Annotated in this window: 18 protein-coding genes and 1 pseudogene; 10 read left to right on the top strand and 9 right to left on the bottom strand. The window is 64.3% G+C overall.

The window, feature by feature from the left end:
• The 3 genes and pseudogenes from VIL88_RS05160 to VIL88_RS05150 all read left to right on the top strand — a co-directional run.
• Window positions 1-1302 (top strand): annotated as a pseudogene (locus VIL88_RS05160) (Re/Si-specific NAD(P)(+) transhydrogenase subunit alpha); the annotation flags it as partial.
• 312 nt (window positions 1303-1614) lie between these two features.
• Window positions 1615-1977 (top strand): proton-translocating transhydrogenase family protein, encoded by a 363-nt coding sequence (locus VIL88_RS05155; protein WP_331986690.1) that lies wholly within the window; start codon window positions 1615-1617, stop codon window positions 1975-1977.
• 8 nt (window positions 1978-1985) lie between these two features.
• Entirely contained in the window at window positions 1986-3389 is a 1404-nt protein-coding gene (locus VIL88_RS05150) for an NAD(P)(+) transhydrogenase (Re/Si-specific) subunit beta (protein ID WP_331986886.1), read from the top strand.
• Between the two features lie 35 nt (window positions 3390-3424).
• Here the strand turns inward: VIL88_RS05150 and VIL88_RS05145 are convergent, their stop codons facing one another.
• Window positions 3425-3640, bottom strand: coding sequence for a SlyX family protein (locus tag VIL88_RS05145; RefSeq protein ID WP_331986688.1), 216 nt, complete (start codon window positions 3638-3640; stop codon window positions 3425-3427).
• A 131-nt stretch (window positions 3641-3771) separates the two neighbouring features.
• On the opposite strand from VIL88_RS05145, the gene VIL88_RS05140 reads away from it, so the two are divergent.
• From VIL88_RS05140 to VIL88_RS05125, 4 genes are all read left to right on the top strand, one after another.
• Complete coding sequence (locus VIL88_RS05140; RefSeq protein WP_331986686.1) at window positions 3772-4314, top strand: tryptophan-rich sensory protein; 543 nt, start codon at window positions 3772-3774, stop codon at window positions 4312-4314.
• Window positions 4315-4392: 78 nt separating this feature from the next.
• Window positions 4393-5031 carry a DsbA family oxidoreductase gene (locus tag VIL88_RS05135; protein ID WP_331986684.1) on the top strand — a complete coding sequence of 213 codons (639 nt, stop codon included), beginning with the start codon at window positions 4393-4395 and terminating at the stop codon, window positions 5029-5031.
• A gap of 31 nt (window positions 5032-5062) precedes the next feature.
• A complete protein-coding gene (locus VIL88_RS05130; protein ID WP_331986682.1) occupies window positions 5063-5872 on the top strand; it encodes an alpha/beta hydrolase in 810 nt (269 codons plus the stop codon).
• Window positions 5869-7071 carry a multidrug effflux MFS transporter gene (locus VIL88_RS05125; protein ID WP_331986681.1) on the top strand — a complete coding sequence of 401 codons (1203 nt, stop codon included), beginning with the start codon at window positions 5869-5871 and terminating at the stop codon, window positions 7069-7071. Before VIL88_RS05130 ends, VIL88_RS05125 begins: the two co-directional genes overlap by 4 nt.
• Before the next feature lie 56 nt (window positions 7072-7127).
• Here VIL88_RS05125 and rpsU read toward each other — a convergent pair whose 3' ends face one another.
• Complete coding sequence (rpsU, locus tag VIL88_RS05120; protein WP_331986679.1) at window positions 7128-7400, bottom strand: 30S ribosomal protein S21; 273 nt, start codon at window positions 7398-7400, stop codon at window positions 7128-7130.
• Between the two features lie 234 nt (window positions 7401-7634).
• On the opposite strand from rpsU, the gene VIL88_RS05115 reads away from it, so the two are divergent.
• A complete protein-coding gene (locus tag VIL88_RS05115) occupies window positions 7635-8321 on the top strand; it encodes an alpha/beta fold hydrolase (RefSeq protein WP_331986677.1) in 687 nt (228 codons plus the stop codon).
• Between the two features lie 231 nt (window positions 8322-8552).
• On the opposite strand, the gene VIL88_RS05110 is transcribed toward VIL88_RS05115, so the two are convergent.
• The 3 genes from VIL88_RS05110 to VIL88_RS05100 all read right to left on the bottom strand — a co-directional run bounded on the left by VIL88_RS05110 (window position 8553) and on the right by VIL88_RS05100 (window position 10419).
• Complete coding sequence (locus VIL88_RS05110; RefSeq protein ID WP_331986675.1) at window positions 8553-9638, bottom strand: 5-(carboxyamino)imidazole ribonucleotide synthase; 1086 nt, start codon at window positions 9636-9638, stop codon at window positions 8553-8555.
• A 4-nt stretch (window positions 9639-9642) separates the two neighbouring features.
• On the bottom strand, window positions 9643-10137 hold the full coding sequence (gene purE / locus VIL88_RS05105; protein WP_331986673.1) for a 5-(carboxyamino)imidazole ribonucleotide mutase: 495 nt from the start codon (window positions 10135-10137) through the stop codon (window positions 9643-9645).
• A 75-nt stretch (window positions 10138-10212) separates the two neighbouring features.
• A complete protein-coding gene (locus VIL88_RS05100; RefSeq protein WP_331986884.1) occupies window positions 10213-10419 on the bottom strand; it encodes a YdcH family protein in 207 nt (68 codons plus the stop codon).
• Between the two features lie 164 nt (window positions 10420-10583).
• Here VIL88_RS05100 and VIL88_RS05095 point away from each other — a divergent pair, with 164 nt between their 5' ends.
• On the top strand, window positions 10584-10757 hold the full coding sequence (locus tag VIL88_RS05095; protein ID WP_331986672.1) for a YdcH family protein: 174 nt from the start codon (window positions 10584-10586) through the stop codon (window positions 10755-10757).
• Between the two features lie 56 nt (window positions 10758-10813).
• Here VIL88_RS05095 and VIL88_RS05090 read toward each other — a convergent pair whose 3' ends face one another.
• From VIL88_RS05090 to VIL88_RS05075, 4 genes are all read right to left on the bottom strand, one after another.
• Window positions 10814-11581, bottom strand: coding sequence for a sulfite exporter TauE/SafE family protein (locus VIL88_RS05090; RefSeq protein WP_331986670.1), 768 nt, complete (start codon window positions 11579-11581; stop codon window positions 10814-10816).
• 47 nt (window positions 11582-11628) lie between these two features.
• The gene (locus VIL88_RS05085; RefSeq protein WP_331986668.1) at window positions 11629-13476 is read right to left on the bottom strand and encodes a monovalent cation:proton antiporter-2 (CPA2) family protein; all 1848 of its coding nucleotides are present in this window, start codon (window positions 13474-13476) and stop codon (window positions 11629-11631) included.
• Between the two features lie 24 nt (window positions 13477-13500).
• Entirely contained in the window at window positions 13501-14229 is a 729-nt protein-coding gene (locus tag VIL88_RS05080; protein WP_331986666.1) for a DUF1013 domain-containing protein, read from the bottom strand.
• 144 nt (window positions 14230-14373) lie between these two features.
• Window positions 14374-15384, bottom strand: coding sequence for an NAD(P)H-quinone oxidoreductase (locus tag VIL88_RS05075; protein ID WP_331986664.1), 1011 nt, complete (start codon window positions 15382-15384; stop codon window positions 14374-14376).
• Window positions 15385-15466: 82 nt separating this feature from the next.
• On the opposite strand from VIL88_RS05075, the gene VIL88_RS05070 reads away from it, so the two are divergent.
• On the top strand, window positions 15467-15649 hold the full coding sequence (locus VIL88_RS05070; RefSeq protein WP_331986662.1) for a DUF1192 domain-containing protein: 183 nt from the start codon (window positions 15467-15469) through the stop codon (window positions 15647-15649).
• Window positions 15650-15801 lie beyond the last annotated feature (152 nt).

The raw sequence follows: 15801 nt of genomic DNA, 5'->3' as shown, positions 1-15801 counted from the left end.
ATGAAGATCGCCATTCTCCGCGAGCGCTTCGAAGGCGAGAACCGCGTTGCGGCCACGCCCGAAACAGTTGGCAAGCTGATCGGGCTGGGTGCAAGTGTCTCGGTGGAACACGGCGCAGGTCAGGGCTCGCGCATTGCCGATGAGGACTACCGCGCTGCAGGCGCTGAGATCGCGGAAAGTGCCGCTTCGGCTCTGAACCTGGCCGATGTGGTGCTGACGGTAAGGCGCCCGTCCGCCACGCTTCTCTCTGGCGTCAATCCCGGCGCGCTGGTGATCGGCGCCCTCGATCCCTATGGCAACGAACGCGACGTGCAGGACCTCGCCCGGGCCGGCGTCACCGCCATCGCCATGGAGTTCATGCCGCGCATCACCCGGGGGCAGGTGATGGATATCCTTTCTTCGCAGGCAAATCTCGCCGGTTACCAGGGCGTGATCGAGGCGGCCGCGGTGTTCGACCGCGCCCTGCCGATGATGATGACCGCAGCCGGCACCGTGCGCCCCGCCAAGGCCTTCGTCATGGGCGCGGGCGTCGCAGGCCTCCAGGCCATCGCCACCGCCAGGCGCCTGGGCGCCGTGGTTTCGGCCACGGACGTCCGGCCGGCCGCCAAGGAGCAGGTGGAGTCGCTGGGCGGCAAGTTCATCGCGGTCGAGGACGAGGAATTCAAGCAGGCCGAAACCGCCGGCGGTTATGCCAAGCAGATGAGCGCCGAATACCAGGCCAAGCAGGCCGCGCTCACCGCGCAGCACATCGCCAAGCAGGACATCGTGATCACCACCGCCCTGATCCCCGGCCGCCCGGCGCCGCGGTTGATCACCCGGGAAATGGTGGAATCCATGGCGCCCGGCTCGGTAATCGTGGACCTGGCTGCCGAGCGCGGCGGCAATGTCGAACTTACCGTGCCCGGCCAAGTTACCGAGCACAACGGCGTCACCATCGTCGGTTACACCAACATGCAGGGCCGCATCCCCACTACGGCGAGCCAGCTCTATGCCCGCAACCTCCTTGCCTTCCTCACCACGCTGATCGACGGCAAGGAAAAGAAGCTTGCGGTGAACTGGGACGACGAGCTGGTCAAGGCAACGGTGTTGACCCGCGATGGCGCGGTCGTTCATCCGAACTTCGCTGCCGCTCCTTCCGCCCCTGCACCAGCACCGGCCGCCGTTGCCAAGGACGCGCCGACCCCGCCGCCAGCGGGCGTCGTGGCCAAGGCGGCGCCCATCAAGGGCGGCACAGTCTCGACGGCTCCGGCCAAGAAGAGCGCTGCGCGCAAGACCGAAGTGCCGGCCATGGCGGATACGCCCAGGAAGGCAGCGCGTGGCGTCGAACAGTCCATTCCGGCAGCCGCCGAGCCCGCTCCTACGCGCGCCAGGCGCGCCGCCACCAAGAAGGCTGCGGCCGTGGTCGATGCGGCAGCCGCGCCGAAGCCGGTCCGCGCCAAGCCGGTCGCGGCATCGGTGCAGCCCATGGCAATCGCGGCTGCCGAACCCGCCAAGCCGCGCGTCAGAAAGGCGGCGACGGCGTCGACGTTGGCGCCCGCGGCAGAGGCAGTGCTTCCCCTGGAGCCGGCCAAGCGAACGCCGCGCAAGCGGACAACTCCCAAGGATGCGCAGTAAATGGAAGCAACGGCAGAACAGACCGCCGATGTGATCGCGGCCACGGCCCATGCGGCCACGGGCGGCGCCATCGATCCCTTCACCTTCCGCCTCGCCATTTTCGTGCTGGCGATCTTTGTGGGCTATTTCGTCGTCTGGTCGGTGACCCCGGCCCTGCATACGCCGCTGATGAGCGTAACCAACGCCATTTCCTCGGTGATCGTGGTGGGCGCCCTGCTCGCGGTGGGCGTGCATCTGGCCGCTGAAGGCAACTGGGTCAGCAAGGCCTTCGGCTTCATTGCCCTGGTCTTTGCCAGCGTCAACATCTTTGGCGGGTTCCTCGTTACCCAGCGCATGCTGGCCATGTACAAGAAGAAGGGCTAGCGCCGATGATTTCTGCTGATTTCGCAGCGCTCCTCTATCTCCTTTCCGGCGTCCTCTTCATCCTGGCGCTGCGCGGCCTTTCCAGCCCCCGTTCGTCCCGACAGGGCAATGCCTTCGGCATGGTGGGCATGGGCATCGCCATTGTCACCACGCTCCTCGTGGCGGCGCCCAGCGACTGGATCAGCTGGGTGCTGATCATCGCCGGCATCGGCATTGGCGGCGGCATCGGTGCCTATATGGCCCGCACGGTCAAGATGACGGACATGCCGCAGCTGGTGGCCGCCTTCCATTCGCTGGTCGGTCTTGCGGCGGTCTTCGTGGCCGCGGCCGCCCTTTATGCGCCGGAAGCCTTCGGCATCGGTGCGCATGGCGCCATCCACACCCAGGCGCTGGTTGAAATGAGCATCGGCGTCGCCATCGGCGCCTTCACCTTCACCGGCTCGGTGATCGCCTTTGCTAAGCTCAACGGCAATATGAGCGGCAAGCCGATCATCCTGCCGGCACGCCACGCCATCCACATCGTCATGGGCGTGGCCATCCTCCTGCTGATCTGGGCCTTCACCACGACGGGCAATCCGTGGCTGTTCTGGCTGATCACGCTCCTGGCTTTGGTGCTGGGCGGGTTGATGATCATTCCGATCGGCGGCGCCGACATGCCGGTCGTGGTCTCCATGCTCAATAGTTATTCGGGCTGGGCGGCCGCGGGCATCGGCTTCACCCTGGGCAATACCGCGCTGATCATCACCGGCGCGCTGGTGGGCTCCTCGGGCGCGATCCTGTCCTACATCATGTGCAAGGCGATGAACCGCTCGTTCATCTCGGTGATCCTGGGCGGCTTCGGCGGCGACAGCGCTGCATCGGCCGGTGCGGCCGAGGACGAGCGTCCGGTCAAGCAGGGCGCTGCCGAAGACGCCGCGTTCCTCATGAAGAATGCCGGCAAGGTCATCATCGTGCCGGGCTATGGCATGGCGGTCGCACAGGCGCAGCACGCCCTGCGCGAAATGGCCGACCTGCTCAAGGCCGAAGGCGTCACGGTGAAATACGCCATCCACCCGGTCGCCGGGCGCATGCCGGGCCACATGAACGTGCTCCTGGCGGAAGCCAACGTGCCCTATGACGAAGTCTTTGAGCTCGAGGACATCAACTCCGAATTCGCGCAATCCGACGTTGCCTTCGTGATTGGCGCCAACGACGTCACCAATCCCGCGGCCAAGACCGACAAGACCTCGCCCATCTATGGCATGCCGGTGCTGAACGTCGAGGATGCCGGTACGGTGCTGTTCATCAAGCGCGGCATGGCAGCGGGCTATGCCGGCGTGCAGAACGAGCTGTTCTATCGCGACAACACGATGATGCTGTTTGGCGATGCCAAGAAGACGACCGAGGACATCGTCAAGTCGCTCGGACACTAAACAAAGGCCCGCTCCGGCGGGCCTTTCCTTTGGCGTCAGTAGTGCGGCGGCGGGGCTTCAGTGGCCGGGTCGGCAATATGGACGCCTGAGCGCACCTGCTCCTCCACCATCTGCAGCTTGCGCGTCAGCAGGTCGATCTGCTGCCACTGCGCGGTGATGGTGGCATTCAGCTCCTCGATGGTCTGGTCCTGGAAAGCGATGCGCGTTTCCAGGGTTTCCAGGCGTTCGGCGAAGTCGGACAAGTCGGTCATGCGCGCATCCTTTCCGCTGCTTCTAACTGGGTTGTGAAGCTTCGAACAGCAGACTGTGATTGACCTTTGCGGAACTCTTTGGGCCGCTTGCCTGTTGCCTTCGCAGTCGTAAGCAATATCGGGAGCCGGTGATGGCGACCACGCGGGCAGTTTCGAAGCAGTTTCTTTCGGTTCTTGATGCAGACCGGCACAATGCACTTGGCTTTGTTCTGAGTGCAGCAATGCCGCTTGCTGTCTTTGTTGTCGCCAATGGTCTTGCCGAAATCAATGGCATGGTCCCGCTTTTCTTTGCGCCATTTGGCCTCCCCGGCTGGATGGGCGGGGTTCTTCATCTTGCAAGCCTGCCGCTATTTGGCATCGCCCGCTGGATGGTTGTGGATCGTGGCACTGAAGGCCGTAGTGCCGGCTGGTGGCTGGTCGCCCTGATGGCTGGTATGATCGTCCATCCCTTCCTGGTCATGCCGCTCGACTCGCTGGTTCTCAGCATCCTCGCCTTTGCCCTTCTGGTGCTTGGCCTCGGCACCATGGTGCGCGTTGGCGCCGTCGATCCAAAGGCAGCCATGGTCATGGCGCCCGGCATGATCTGGGCCGGCTTCAGCGCCTTTGTGGGCCTGAGCTTTGCCGCTGCCTGGTCGCCCCCGTTTGCCGTTACCAACAGCCAGGCTGCTGCCTAGTTACCTGCGAGTGCGTGCTTGCGAACCTTGCCGTTCCGCGCCATGTGAGCTGCTGAACTCCGTTGCAAGGAAGCGCCCATGACCAAGCTGCTCAAGATCGATGTCTTCACCGATGTCGTTTGCCCTTGGTGCCTGGTCGGTTCGGCGCGGCTCGACAATGCCATCGCGGCCCTCCCGGATGATGTCGACGTCGTGGTCGAAAACCACCCCTTCTATCTCGATCCCAACACGCCCGAAGAGGGCGTGGTGGTCGCCGACATGCTTCGCCAGAAATACGGCAAGGATCACAGGGAGATGTGGGAGCGGGTGGAAGGGGAAGCGCGCAAGTCTGGGATCGATCTCGACCTCAGCCAGCAGCCGCGCATGTTCCCTACCAAGAAGGTCCACACCATCACGCGCCTCGCCAAGCCCCTCGGTATCCAGCACGAACTGGCCAATGCCATAGCAGCGGCCTATTTCCTCGAGCACCGGCAGATCAACGACGACAACGTCCTTGCCGACATCGCCGTTGAGTACGGCTTCGACCGCGGCGACGCGCTCGATGCCATGAACGACGAGAACGAGCTGGCCATTACCGAACAGGCTGCCAACGACGCTGCTGCGCAAGGCATCCGCGGCGTGCCCTTCTTTGTCTTCGGCGAGAAATATGCCCTGTCGGGTGCGCAGCCAGAGGAAGTGTTCGAGCGCGCGCTGGCGCAGACCATTGCCGAACTATAGGGTCGCCTCCGGGTTTTTCAGGGGGCGGGCGATGAAGCTGTTGCGGCGTATTGCGGTTGTTGTGGTACTGGTGGCGGTCGGCCTCTATGCGGCCGTCGTGGGCTACATGTATGTCAACCAGCGCGCGCTGCAGTATGCGCCGCAGGGGTCGGTCTTCGAACTGGCCGATGCCAACCTGCCGGGCGCCGAGAAAATTTCCATTCCTTCAGGCGACGCTGTGGTCAATGGCTGGTTCCAGGCGCCGGTCCAGGGCAAGCCGCTGATCGTCTACTTCAAGGGCAATTCGGACAGCTTCAGCCAGGAATACGAGCGATACGAGCAGTTCGCGGCCGAAGGCTATGGCTTCGTCGCCTTTGACTACCGCGGCTTCCCCGCCTCTCCCGGCACAATTTCGCAGGACAACATCCTCGAAGACGCAACGGCCGTGTTCGACTGGGCGGCGGGCCAGGGCTTTCCGCTGGTGATCTGGGGCCGCTCACTGGGCACGGGCCCCGCCACCTATGTCGCCAGCATTCGCGGCGCCCAGGCACTGCTGCTCGAGACGCCTTTTCTGTCGGCGGTCACCGTCGCGGGTGAGCGCTATCCCATACTGCCGGTGCGCTTGGTGATGCAGGACCAGTTTCCGGTCAACGCGTGGATCCTGGATGTGCAGGAGCCGGTCTTCATCGGCCACGGCACCGGCGACACGACGATCGACGTCAGCAATGGCGAGCGGCTCTTCGAGCTGGTGCCCAATCCCTCCGAGCTCTGGATCGAGCCGGGGGCAGGCCATAGCGACCTATGGGCCCGCGGCATCTGGGAGCGCGCCAAGACGTTCTTCGGAGAGGCGCTCAGCCAGTGACCGACAAGACAGTTCCAGGCATGTCGGCCCGCCGCACGGCCATCGTGGGCGGGCTGATGGTGGCGACCGGACCCTTGAGCCTGACGCTCTACACGCCCGCCCTCCCAACATTGGTTGTCGATCTGGGCACCACCGATGCTGGCGCCAAGTTGACGCTGACCGTCTACTTTGCCGCCTTCGCCCTGGCGCAGCTGATCTGCGGTCCGCTGTCGGACCGCTTCGGCCGGCGCAGCGTCGGCATCAGCTTTTTCGTCATCTACGTGCTGGGCAGCCTCCTGTCGGCGGCCGCGCCCAATCTGGAGCTCTTGTTCCTCGGCCGCTTCATCCAGGGCTTCGGTGTCTCGGCCGGCGTGGCCCTGTCCCGCGCCATGGTGCGGGACCAATTCGTGGGCAGCGAGGCCATTCGCATCCTGACGCTGATCAATCTGATCCTCACCGTCACCCCGGCTGTCGCGCCAACCTTGGGCAGCGTCATCCTGCTCCTTGGCACCTGGCACCTGATGTTCGTGGTCATGGCTGGGTTCGGCCTTGCCATTGTGGCGCTCCTTGCCACCAGCGCGCGCGAGACCTTGCCCGAGACGGCCCGGGTGCCGTTTCGCCCCTCGGTCATCGTCGGCAACTACCGCCGGCTGCTGGTGGCGCCAGCCTTTCTGTTTCCCTCGCTGCTGCTCGGCCTCACCTTCAGCGGCTTTCACGGTTTCACCGCGCTGCTTCCCTTCGTGCTGATCGAGGGGATCGGCCTGACGCCGTTCCAATTTGCCATGGCCATGCTGGTGCAGACGGCCTCATTCATCTCCGGCAACCTGGTGGTGGGATTCCTCTCCACCAGAATCAGCAGCGAGCGGCTGGTCACCTGTGCGCTGGCGCTGCTTGGTTTGAGTGGCCTTGGTTTCGCCATTCTGCCGCATGCCTTTCCGGGCTCGGTGATTGCCATCATGATCCCGGTGGGCGTCTGGATGCTCGGCCTGGCCTTCATCAGCCCCGTTGCTACCACGGCGGCCATGTCAGGCTTCGGCGCCATTGCCGGCGCCGCGGGGGCGCTTACCGGCTTCTTCCAGGTGGGTGGCGGCTTTGCCGGCTCCCTTGCTGCCAGCACCCTGTTTCCGGATGCCTTTTCGGCCCTCACCACCCAGCTGCCACTCGTGGCGGCCCTTACCATAGCCGTGGCGCTGCTCGACCGCTGGCGCATACGGCACTAAGGGCAAACAAAAACGCCGCCCCGAAGGACGGCGTTCTAATTCTTGTCAGCTGGCGCTTAGCTGCGTGGGGTCGCTGCTGCCGGACGGCCGGGCTGGCCGGGACGCGCTGCCGCTGCTGGAGCAGGCAGACCACCTTCACGCTGCAGGCGCTTGCGGGCCAGCTTGCGGGCGCGGCGAACGGCTTCAGCCTTCTGGCGGGCCTTCTTTTCAGAGGGCTTTTCGTAGTAGTTGCGCAGCTTCATCTCGCGGAAGACGCCTTCGCGCTGGAGCTTTTTCTTCAGAGCGCGGAGCGCCTGGTCAACGTTGTTATCGCGAACGACTACTTGCAAAGGTCAACCGCCCTTTCGAAGCTTGGTGTATGTGGGTTTGGATAGAAGCGCCGAGGCCAAAAAGCACCGTCGCCGACCAGCAGAGCCAGTCACCGTGGGCCGCTCTATAGCCCAGCTCCGCACCCTTGTCCACTGTGCGGAGAGAAAAACCGCGGAAATCCCGATCCGCGGTTGCTCCCGCAATCGATCCGGCGGCACAGTCGAGCCAGCATATTTGGCCCATGGAGACCCGCAATGGCGAGGCACCTGATGCTGCTGCCCGGATTGATCTGCGACGAACGCCTGTGGCGCGACGTGCGCTCGGGGTTCGACTGGGACAGCTCGGTGCCCGACCTGACGCAGGACGATTCCATTGCCGCCATGGCCACCCGCGTGCTGGCCGCGGCGCCGGAGCGCTTCGCCCTGGCTGGTCTCTCCATGGGCGGCTATGTGGCGCTCGAAATCATGCGCCAGGCGCCCGAGCGGGTGACGCATCTGGCGCTGCTCGACACGTCCGCGCGGGCAGACGATCCGGCCCGCAAGAAAACTCGGCGCAAGGGCATTGCCATGGTGGGGCAGGGCAAATTCATCGGCGTGTCGCGCGGTCTGCTCGGCAGTCTCATCGCCCCCCAACACATGGGCACCGAGGTGGCACGCGATGTCCAAGCCATGTCCGAGCGCGTGGGGCAGGTGGCCTATCTCCGGCAGCAGGTGGCGATCATGAACCGCGTGGATTCGCGCCCGATTCTCTCCGGCATTGCGGTTCCGACGCTTGTGGGGGTGGGCGAAGCCGACAAGCTGACGCCCCCCGAACTGGCAGCCGAAATGGCCGCAGCCATACCCGCCGCCGAACTGGTCTACTTCCCCGACAGCGCCCACCTGCCGACGATGGAAAACCCGGAGTCGGTCGTGAACGTGATGAACAGGTGGCTGGAGCGGTAGAAGCATCGATGGTGCAGTCGACTCTCCTTGCGGGCTTCGAAGCGTCCCGCAGGGCATAACACTCCTGTGGAGCGATATGAGCGAAGAAGGCCATGAGAGCTATGCTCGAATGGCTGGGATCAAGGGTGGGGGGGCAGTTGGCCACGATGCAGATCGTGGCTCCCGACACCCCCCTCCTGGCCTCCCCCGTCGAGGGGGAGGTACCGCGCGGTGCACGTGGAGAGCGCAAGCCTACCGCCGCGTAATCCGGTTGATGTGGCCCATCTTGCGGCCGGGACGAGTTTCGGTCTTGCCGTAGAGGTGGGGCTGGGTATTGCCGTCAAGGCCGGAGGGCACGACGTCGACCTCGTCCCCCACCAGGTTTTCCATCACCACATCGGCCATGCGCGCGGGATCGCCCAGCGGCCAGCCGACCACCGCGCGGATATGCTGCTCGAACTGGTCGGTGAGGCAGACCGCCTCGGTCCAGTGTCCGGAATTATGGACACGGGGGGCGATCTCGTTGACCATCAGCGTTGGTCGCTCGCCGGGCACCACGAAGAATTCGACGCCCAGCACCCCGACATAGTCGAGCGCCACCACGATGACCTTGGCCAGCATGGCGGCATGCTTTTCGATGCCCGGCGGAATGTTGGCCGGCACGGTGCTGGTGAAGAGGATGTGATGGCGATGCACGTTCTCGGCCGCATCGAAGGCCCGCACCTCGCCCGCCGCATTGCGCGCGACGACCACCGAGATTTCCTGCTCGAAGGGCACGAAGGCTTCCAGCACCAGCGGCTTGGGCTCGAGCGCCGCAAAGGCGGCGGCAGCTTCGGCGCGCTCGCGCAGCACGCGCTGTCCCTTGCCGTCATAGCCCAGCCGCGTGGTCTTGAGCACGGCCGGCAGTCCCAGTTCGTCGATTGCCGCCTCGAGCTCCGCCAGCATCGTCACCGCGCGATGGGGCGCAACGGGAATGTTCTTGGAGGCGAGGAAGCTCTTTTCGGCCAGCCGGTCCTGCGACACGGCGAGGGCGTTGGCGCCCGGCCGCAGCGGCTTGCGCGCAGCAAGAAACTCGGCGGTAGCCGCAGGCACATTCTCGAATTCATAGGTGATGACGTCGACCGCATCGGCAAAAGCGGCGAGCGCCGTCTCGTCGTCATAGGCGGCAATGGTGCGGTGCGGCGTCACCTCGAAGGCCGGGCTATTGAAATCGGGGCAGTAAATATGCGTCCGCATGCCCAGCTTACTGGCGGCAAGCGACAGCATGCGGCCCAGCTGCCCGCCACCCAGGATGCCGATCATGCTGCCGGGCGGCAGGGCGGAAAGGAGGTCGGTCACAGGTCTACTCGGTATCTGCAGGAAAGAGCGGGACGGATGCGGTCTGCCGCGCCCGGTAGCGGTCGAGGCGATCGGCCAGTTCATCGTCGGCCAGCGCCAGGACGGCAGCAGCGATCAGCGCCGCATTGATGGCGCCGGGTTCGCCGATGGCCAGTGTCCCGACGGGAATACCACCAGGCATCTGGACGATAGAGAGGAGGCTGTCCTGCCCGTTCAGCGCCTTGGACTTTACTGGAACGCCAAAGACCGGCAGCGGTGTCATCGAAGCGATCATGCCGGGCAGGTGAGCCGCGCCGCCGGCACCTGCGATGATGACCTTGAAGCCTTCGGAGCGGGCATTGGTGGCAAAGTCCACCAGCCGTTCGGGCGTGCGATGGGCGGAGACGATGCGCGCCTCGTATTCCACCTCCAGCGCCTCCAGCGTTTCGGCGGCAAGGCGCATGGTGGGCCAGTCGGACTGGCTGCCCATGACAATGGCAACGAGTGGCTTGGTCAGCATAGAGCTAGTTCCCTCGAGCTCCACAAAGCGCGCAGATAGCCCAGATTTCGCCACATCTCAAGCCGGTGCAGCGCGTCAGGCGATGATATCGGGCAGGAGGATATTCTCGATCTGCACGATGCGATCCTTGAGTGCGAGCTTGCGCTTCTTGAGGCGCTGGATCAGCATCCGGTCGGCAATGTGCGATGCGGTCAGCGTCTCGATGGCGGCGTCGAGATCGCTGTGTTCCTGGCGTTTGGTGGCCAGTTCCAGCCCGAGCGCAGCTTCCTCTTCCTTGGTCAGTGAAAGCATTGAATTCAACTCAACCCCGGCAGTCGACGCTCATGTCTGGTTAGCCGATCACAGGGTGTTTTGCACCAGATTTCCACCAGCGACCGAAAGTGGTCGACAGTCCGTGAATTATTTGTGACGATTGATTCGTCCACATAGGCTTTCTAGGAGTTGTCATGACGACTGAAGGGCATATCGCGGCGCTTGAACGGCGCCACCAGGAGTTGGACCGCAGGATCCAGGCCGAGTTGCAAAATACCCGGCGCGACGATCTGATGGTCAGCGCACTCAAGCGCAAGAAGCTGGAATTGAAGGACGAAATCTACCGCTATAGTTCGAACGGCCAGTAGCGGCACTGGCGTTCCGAGTAGGAAAGGGTCACAGCGGGTGCTGCGGCCCTTTTTTGTTAGGCGGCAAAGAACAGGCCCTGTGCGCCCTTGTAGACGAGGTAGAGCGCCAGAAGAAAAACCAGCCAATAGGCGATTCGGTAGAACCATTTCATCGAAATGCGCCGCACCAGGTAGATGCCGACGAGAACGCCCACGATGCCCACCGGGATCAGCGCTGCCGACAGTTGCAGGTTGTGGACGTTGAGCTGGCCCAGGAAGAAATAGGGGATCAGCTTGGCCGTGTTGACGATGGCAAAGAACACCGCGTTGGTGCCCGAATAGACGGCAGGCGGCAAGCGCTGGGGCAGCACATAGATTTGGAACGGCGGGCCACCGGTATGGCTGATGAAGCTGGTGAAGCCGGCAAAGCCGCCCCAGAACGCGCCCCAGGGCTTGGACGGCGGCAGGCCCTCGAGCTTCTTGCGCAGCGGCAGGATAGCGTCGAGCACGAAAAGCAGCGTCACCACGCCGACAAACAGCAGCACGGCATCGTCCGAGACCATGGACCAGAGCAGCCACCCCGCAATGGTGCCTATGGCGGCGCCGGGCAGCATGATGCGCAGGATGTGCCAGTTCACCTCCTTGCGATAGGTCCAGACTGCAAAGGCGTCCATGGCCAGCAGCACCGGCAGCATCATGCCGGCGGCGTCGCGCGCGGGCATGATGAGGCTAAGCAGCGGCACGCCCACCATGCCGAGGCTGCCCAGCAGTCCGGCCTTGCTGAGCCCGACAATGAGGACGGCGATCACGGCGATCGCGACGAAAAATGGATCGATTGGCGGCATGGAAGGTCCGGTGGTGGGTCGCCCGGCGGCAGGCTGCAGGCGTCGTACTACTCGGTACGCTTTGCCGCCGGCTTGTCAACAAGGTTGCCCGTGGGGCGGTCCGCATTCATGGCCTCGTTGAGCAGGCCCATGGAACTGCGCACCATGCCGATAAAGGCCGCCTCGTCGTGCCGCACGGAAAAGCTCTGTTCCAGCAGGTCATTGTCGTGCCGCTCGAAGGCCTGGGCCATGTGCATCGCGTCATTGGGCGCAATGCCGAGCTGAACCAGTACCTTCTCGCCCAGCCGCACGGCCGAAAGAAAGGTTTCGCGTTCGAAGACGGTGATTCCAAGCGCCATCAATTCATGCGCATGACCGCGATCCACAGCACGGGCGGCGACGGGCACATCGGGAAAATGCCGGCGCACGGCGCGGCCGATGTCGAGGATACGGCCCGCCCCGCCCACGGCGATCACCACCAGATCCGCATGCGCCACCCCGGCCGATTGCAGCAGGGCGAGACGCGATGCATCGCCATAGAACACCTTCACCCCGAACTTGCGCACCAGTTCGATCTGCGCCGGATCGTCGTCGATCAGCGTCATGTCGAAGCCCTGGGCGCGCAGCATGCGGGTGATGATCTGGCCGAAACGGCCATAGCCAAGCACCACGATCTTGCGCTCCGCATCGATCGTATCCTGCGGCCGGGGCAGCTGCCGTGCATCGAGGCGCGGCGCGACGAAGCGGTCGAAGGCCAGCAGCAGCAGGGGCGTGGTGGCCATCGAAAGCGCCACCGCCACCGACAGCATGGCGTGGTCGGTATCAGTCATGGCGCCGCTTTCGTGCGCGAACTGGAAGATCACGAAGGCGAACTCGCCCGCCTGGCTGAGCAGGATGGCCACAAGGAGCCGGTCGGCCAGGTGCATGCGGAACATGCTGGTCAGGGCAAAGAGCACGGCGATCTTGATGCCGACAAAGCCCAGCACCAGCGCGGCAAGCTGCAGTGGCTGCAACCAGAGGACGTCGAACGCGATCGACGTGCCCACCGAAATAAAGAACAGGCCGAGCAGGAGCCCCTTAAAGGGATCGATATTGCTTTCGAGCTCGTGCCTATACTCGCTGTCGGCCAGCAGCACGCCGCCGATAAAGGCCCCGAGCGCCGGCGAGAAGCCCTGCGACTGCGCCAGCAGAGCCGTGCCGAAGACGATCGCCAGTCCCAGCGCCGTGAAGGCTTCGCGCACACCGGCGCGCGCTACGAAGCGCAGGAGCGGGCGCACCAGGTAGCGGCTGGCGACCAGCGCGCCGATAAAGGCACCGACAATGATTACCGGCGTCACCCAGTCGCGCGGGTCGGCAACGGCTTCCACGGCCTCGACCACTTCGGCATCGATGACGCCGCCGGGAAGTGCCAGCAGGGGAATGGCCGCCAGGATGGGGATGACGGAGACGTCCTGCACCAGAAGGACGGAGAGACTGGCCCGGCCGGCATTGGTGCGGGTGATGTCGCGCCGCTCGACCGACTGCATGGCGATGGCGGTGGACGACATGGCAAGAGCCAGGCCGATAATGGTGGCGCTGCCCGGCTCGAAGCCGGCCGAGATCAGCACTAGGGCAATCATCCCCGAACTCAGCACCATCTGGGTAACGCCCAGGCCCAGCAGCTTGTGGCGCATGCGCCAGAGTTCGGTCGGTTGCAGGTCAAGGCCGATCAGGAACAGCATCATGACGATGCCCATGTCGGCGATCTGGTGGATCAGTTCGCTGTCGGAGACGAGGCCCAGGCCAAAGGGCCCGATCAGCACGCCTGCGGCGAGGTAGCCGAGGACGGTGCCAAGGCCCGAAGCCTTGGCCAGTGGCACCAGCGCGACGCTGGCAGCCAGGAGAACGAAAACGGCCAGCAGGATGTTGTTTTCCAACGAAGGCTCCTGCTGGCCAAAGGGTTAGTTGTCCGTGTCGCTCTTGAGCGACTTGAGCTTGGCAAAGACCGAGTCGGCGTCGAACTCGTCCTGCGCGGCTTCGGGGCGGTGGTCGGTGCTGGCGAATTCGTCCTCCTCGCCCTCGGCAGAACCGCGGGCGCCGGAGCGGGCCAGGGCCTCTTCCGCCGTCATCAGCATGGTGCCTTCATCCGCCTCGTCCGGACCGGCCGCGCCCTTGGAGGCGCGCTTGACCTCGAGATCGAGGTCGATCTGCGAGCAGAGGCCCAGCGTCACCGGATCCATGGCCGTCAGGTTGGCCGAGTTCCAGTGGGTGGATTCACGCACCGAGTCAATGGTCGACTTGGTGGTGCCGACCAGGCGCATGATCTGCGCGTCCTTGAGCTCGGGATGGTTGCGCACCAGCCACTTGATAGCGTTGGGGCGTTCGTTGCGGCGCGAGATGGGGGTGTAGCGTGGACCCTTGCGCTTGGCCGCAGCCACGCGAACCTTGGGTTCGCTGAGCTTCATGCGGTAGTTGGGGTCGGCCTCGGCCTTTTCGATCTCTTCCTTGGTCAGCTGACCGTTCTGGATCGGGTTGACACCCATGATGCCGCCGGCGACGTCGCCATCGGCAATGCCCTGCACTTCAAGCGGATGCAGTGTGCAAAAGGCAGCAATCTGTTCGAACGAGAGCGCAGTGTTGTCCACGAGCCAGACGGCGGTTGCCTTGGGCATCAACAAGGGCTGGGTCATGATAAATCTCTCCTGCAGGCGCGGCCGGCTTTCCGCCGGGCCGCTCCGCCTCTTTGCTTCATGCTGAGGGGGAACTGTCCGCAATATATGGCTTTGGCGGCTGATCCGCAATGGCGATGTGACCTTTGCCCCACGCTTCTCCAGCTAGAGCGTCGCGCCGAATTGGGTGACGAGGACGAGTTTGCCGATATGGCTCCTTGCTTCCATGGCGCGATGAGCCTCCGCCGCCGCCGCAAGCGGAAAGACGGTGACGCGCGGCTTGCGGAAACCGGGTTGCGACAGGGCCGGCAGCAGGTCCTGCCGGATCCGCCCGGCGATCGCGCGCTTTGTTTCGGCGCTCTGGGGACGAAGGGTCGAGCCCGACAGCGTCAACTGCTTGGCCATGATGGTGCGGAGCGACAGCTTGGCGCTGCTGCCGTCCAGCGTCGAGATCTGGACGATATGGCCGCCGATTGCGCTGGCGGCAATGTTGATCTCGGCCATGGGACCGCCGACCACGTCCACCACCCGATCGGCTCCGTGCTCCCCGGTCAGTTCCATCACCCGTGCGGCGATATCCTCGCTCCGGTCGATTGTGGCCCAGGCACCCAGTTCCTTGGCGTAGTCGGCCTTGGCAGGCGAGGAGACGATAGCGATCGGGCGCGCGCCCAGTATGGACGCGATCTGGATGGCCGCTCCACCGATGCCGCCCGAGGCCCCGTGGATGAGCACGGACATTTGAGGCTCAAGGCCGGCACGCATCACCAGCGTCTGCGTCACGGTGAACCACGTTTCGGGCAGGGCGGCAGCATCACCGACCGACCAACCCGTCGGCACGGGCAGGACCTGCCCCGCCGGAACAGCAACATATTCGGCATAGCCGCCGCCATTGGTCAGCGCCATCACCCGGTCACCCGGCAGCCAGCCGGTGGCCACGCTGCCCATCGCCACGATCTCGCCGGCCACTTCCAACCCCGCCAGGGGCGAGGCACCGGGCGGCGGGTCATAGTGCCCGCGCCGCTGCGCCAGGTCGGGGCCGTTCACCCCGGCCGCGGCAACGCGGATCAGGACCTCGTTCTCGCCTATGCCAGGGATCGGCCAGGTCCGGATTTCCAGTCCGTCCGGTTCTCCCGGGCGGGCAATGGCAACGGCTTGCATATGCTGGGGCAGGGTCATGCCCCATGCTGGCGCAAGCACTCTTGCTCTGCAAGAGCGCGGGGCTAAACTGCGCCGCTGATGCTGGCAAAGGAGGCTCCCGATGTTTGACGAAGAAATCAAGAAGCCCAAGGGCCACGAAGTGGGCATGCCGATCGATACATTGTCAGTCGAGGAGTTGAGCGAACGGATCGGACTCCTCGAAGGCGAGATCGAGCGGCTGAAAGGCGCCATCGACGCACGGGTGGCGACCAAGCGCGCAGCCGAGTCGGCTTTCAAGCTCTAGGCGATGGTCAATGGAAGCCAAGCAGGCAGGGTTAAGAAATCGAGTCCTGTTAACGTGCAATTAATCTCCGCGCGTTAAGCTTCAAGTATTCAGATCTTCTGGATTCTTCAGAGCGGTTTCTCCCTCTGTTTGACGCCTCCCTGTTGACTTCG

The organism is Devosia sp., assembly GCF_036563435.1.
Lineage (GTDB): Bacteria > Pseudomonadota > Alphaproteobacteria > Rhizobiales > Devosiaceae > Devosia.
The sequence above is the reverse complement of the archived record's forward strand: the minus strand, read 5'-3'. Positions and strand labels throughout refer to the sequence as shown.

Coding starts and splice junctions, on each gene's coding strand:
- VIL88_RS05155 (WP_331986690.1), top strand. CDS start 1,615: ATGGAAGCAACGGCAGAACAGACCGCCGATGTGATCGCGGCCACGGCC.
- VIL88_RS05145 (WP_331986688.1), bottom strand. CDS start 3,640: ATGACCGACTTGTCCGACTTCGCCGAACGCCTGGAAACCCTGGAAACG.
- VIL88_RS05140 (WP_331986686.1), top strand. CDS start 3,772: ATGGCGACCACGCGGGCAGTTTCGAAGCAGTTTCTTTCGGTTCTTGAT.
- VIL88_RS05135 (WP_331986684.1), top strand. CDS start 4,393: ATGACCAAGCTGCTCAAGATCGATGTCTTCACCGATGTCGTTTGCCCT.
- VIL88_RS05130 (WP_331986682.1), top strand. CDS start 5,063: ATGAAGCTGTTGCGGCGTATTGCGGTTGTTGTGGTACTGGTGGCGGTC.
- VIL88_RS05115 (WP_331986677.1), top strand. CDS start 7,635: ATGGCGAGGCACCTGATGCTGCTGCCCGGATTGATCTGCGACGAACGC.
- purE (WP_331986673.1), bottom strand. CDS start 10,137: ATGCTGACCAAGCCACTCGTTGCCATTGTCATGGGCAGCCAGTCCGAC.
- VIL88_RS05095 (WP_331986672.1), top strand. CDS start 10,584: ATGACGACTGAAGGGCATATCGCGGCGCTTGAACGGCGCCACCAGGAG.
- VIL88_RS05090 (WP_331986670.1), bottom strand. CDS start 11,581: ATGCCGCCAATCGATCCATTTTTCGTCGCGATCGCCGTGATCGCCGTC.
- VIL88_RS05080 (WP_331986666.1), bottom strand. CDS start 14,229: ATGACCCAGCCCTTGTTGATGCCCAAGGCAACCGCCGTCTGGCTCGTG.
- VIL88_RS05075 (WP_331986664.1), bottom strand. CDS start 15,384: ATGACCCTGCCCCAGCATATGCAAGCCGTTGCCATTGCCCGCCCGGGA.
- VIL88_RS05070 (WP_331986662.1), top strand. CDS start 15,467: ATGTTTGACGAAGAAATCAAGAAGCCCAAGGGCCACGAAGTGGGCATG.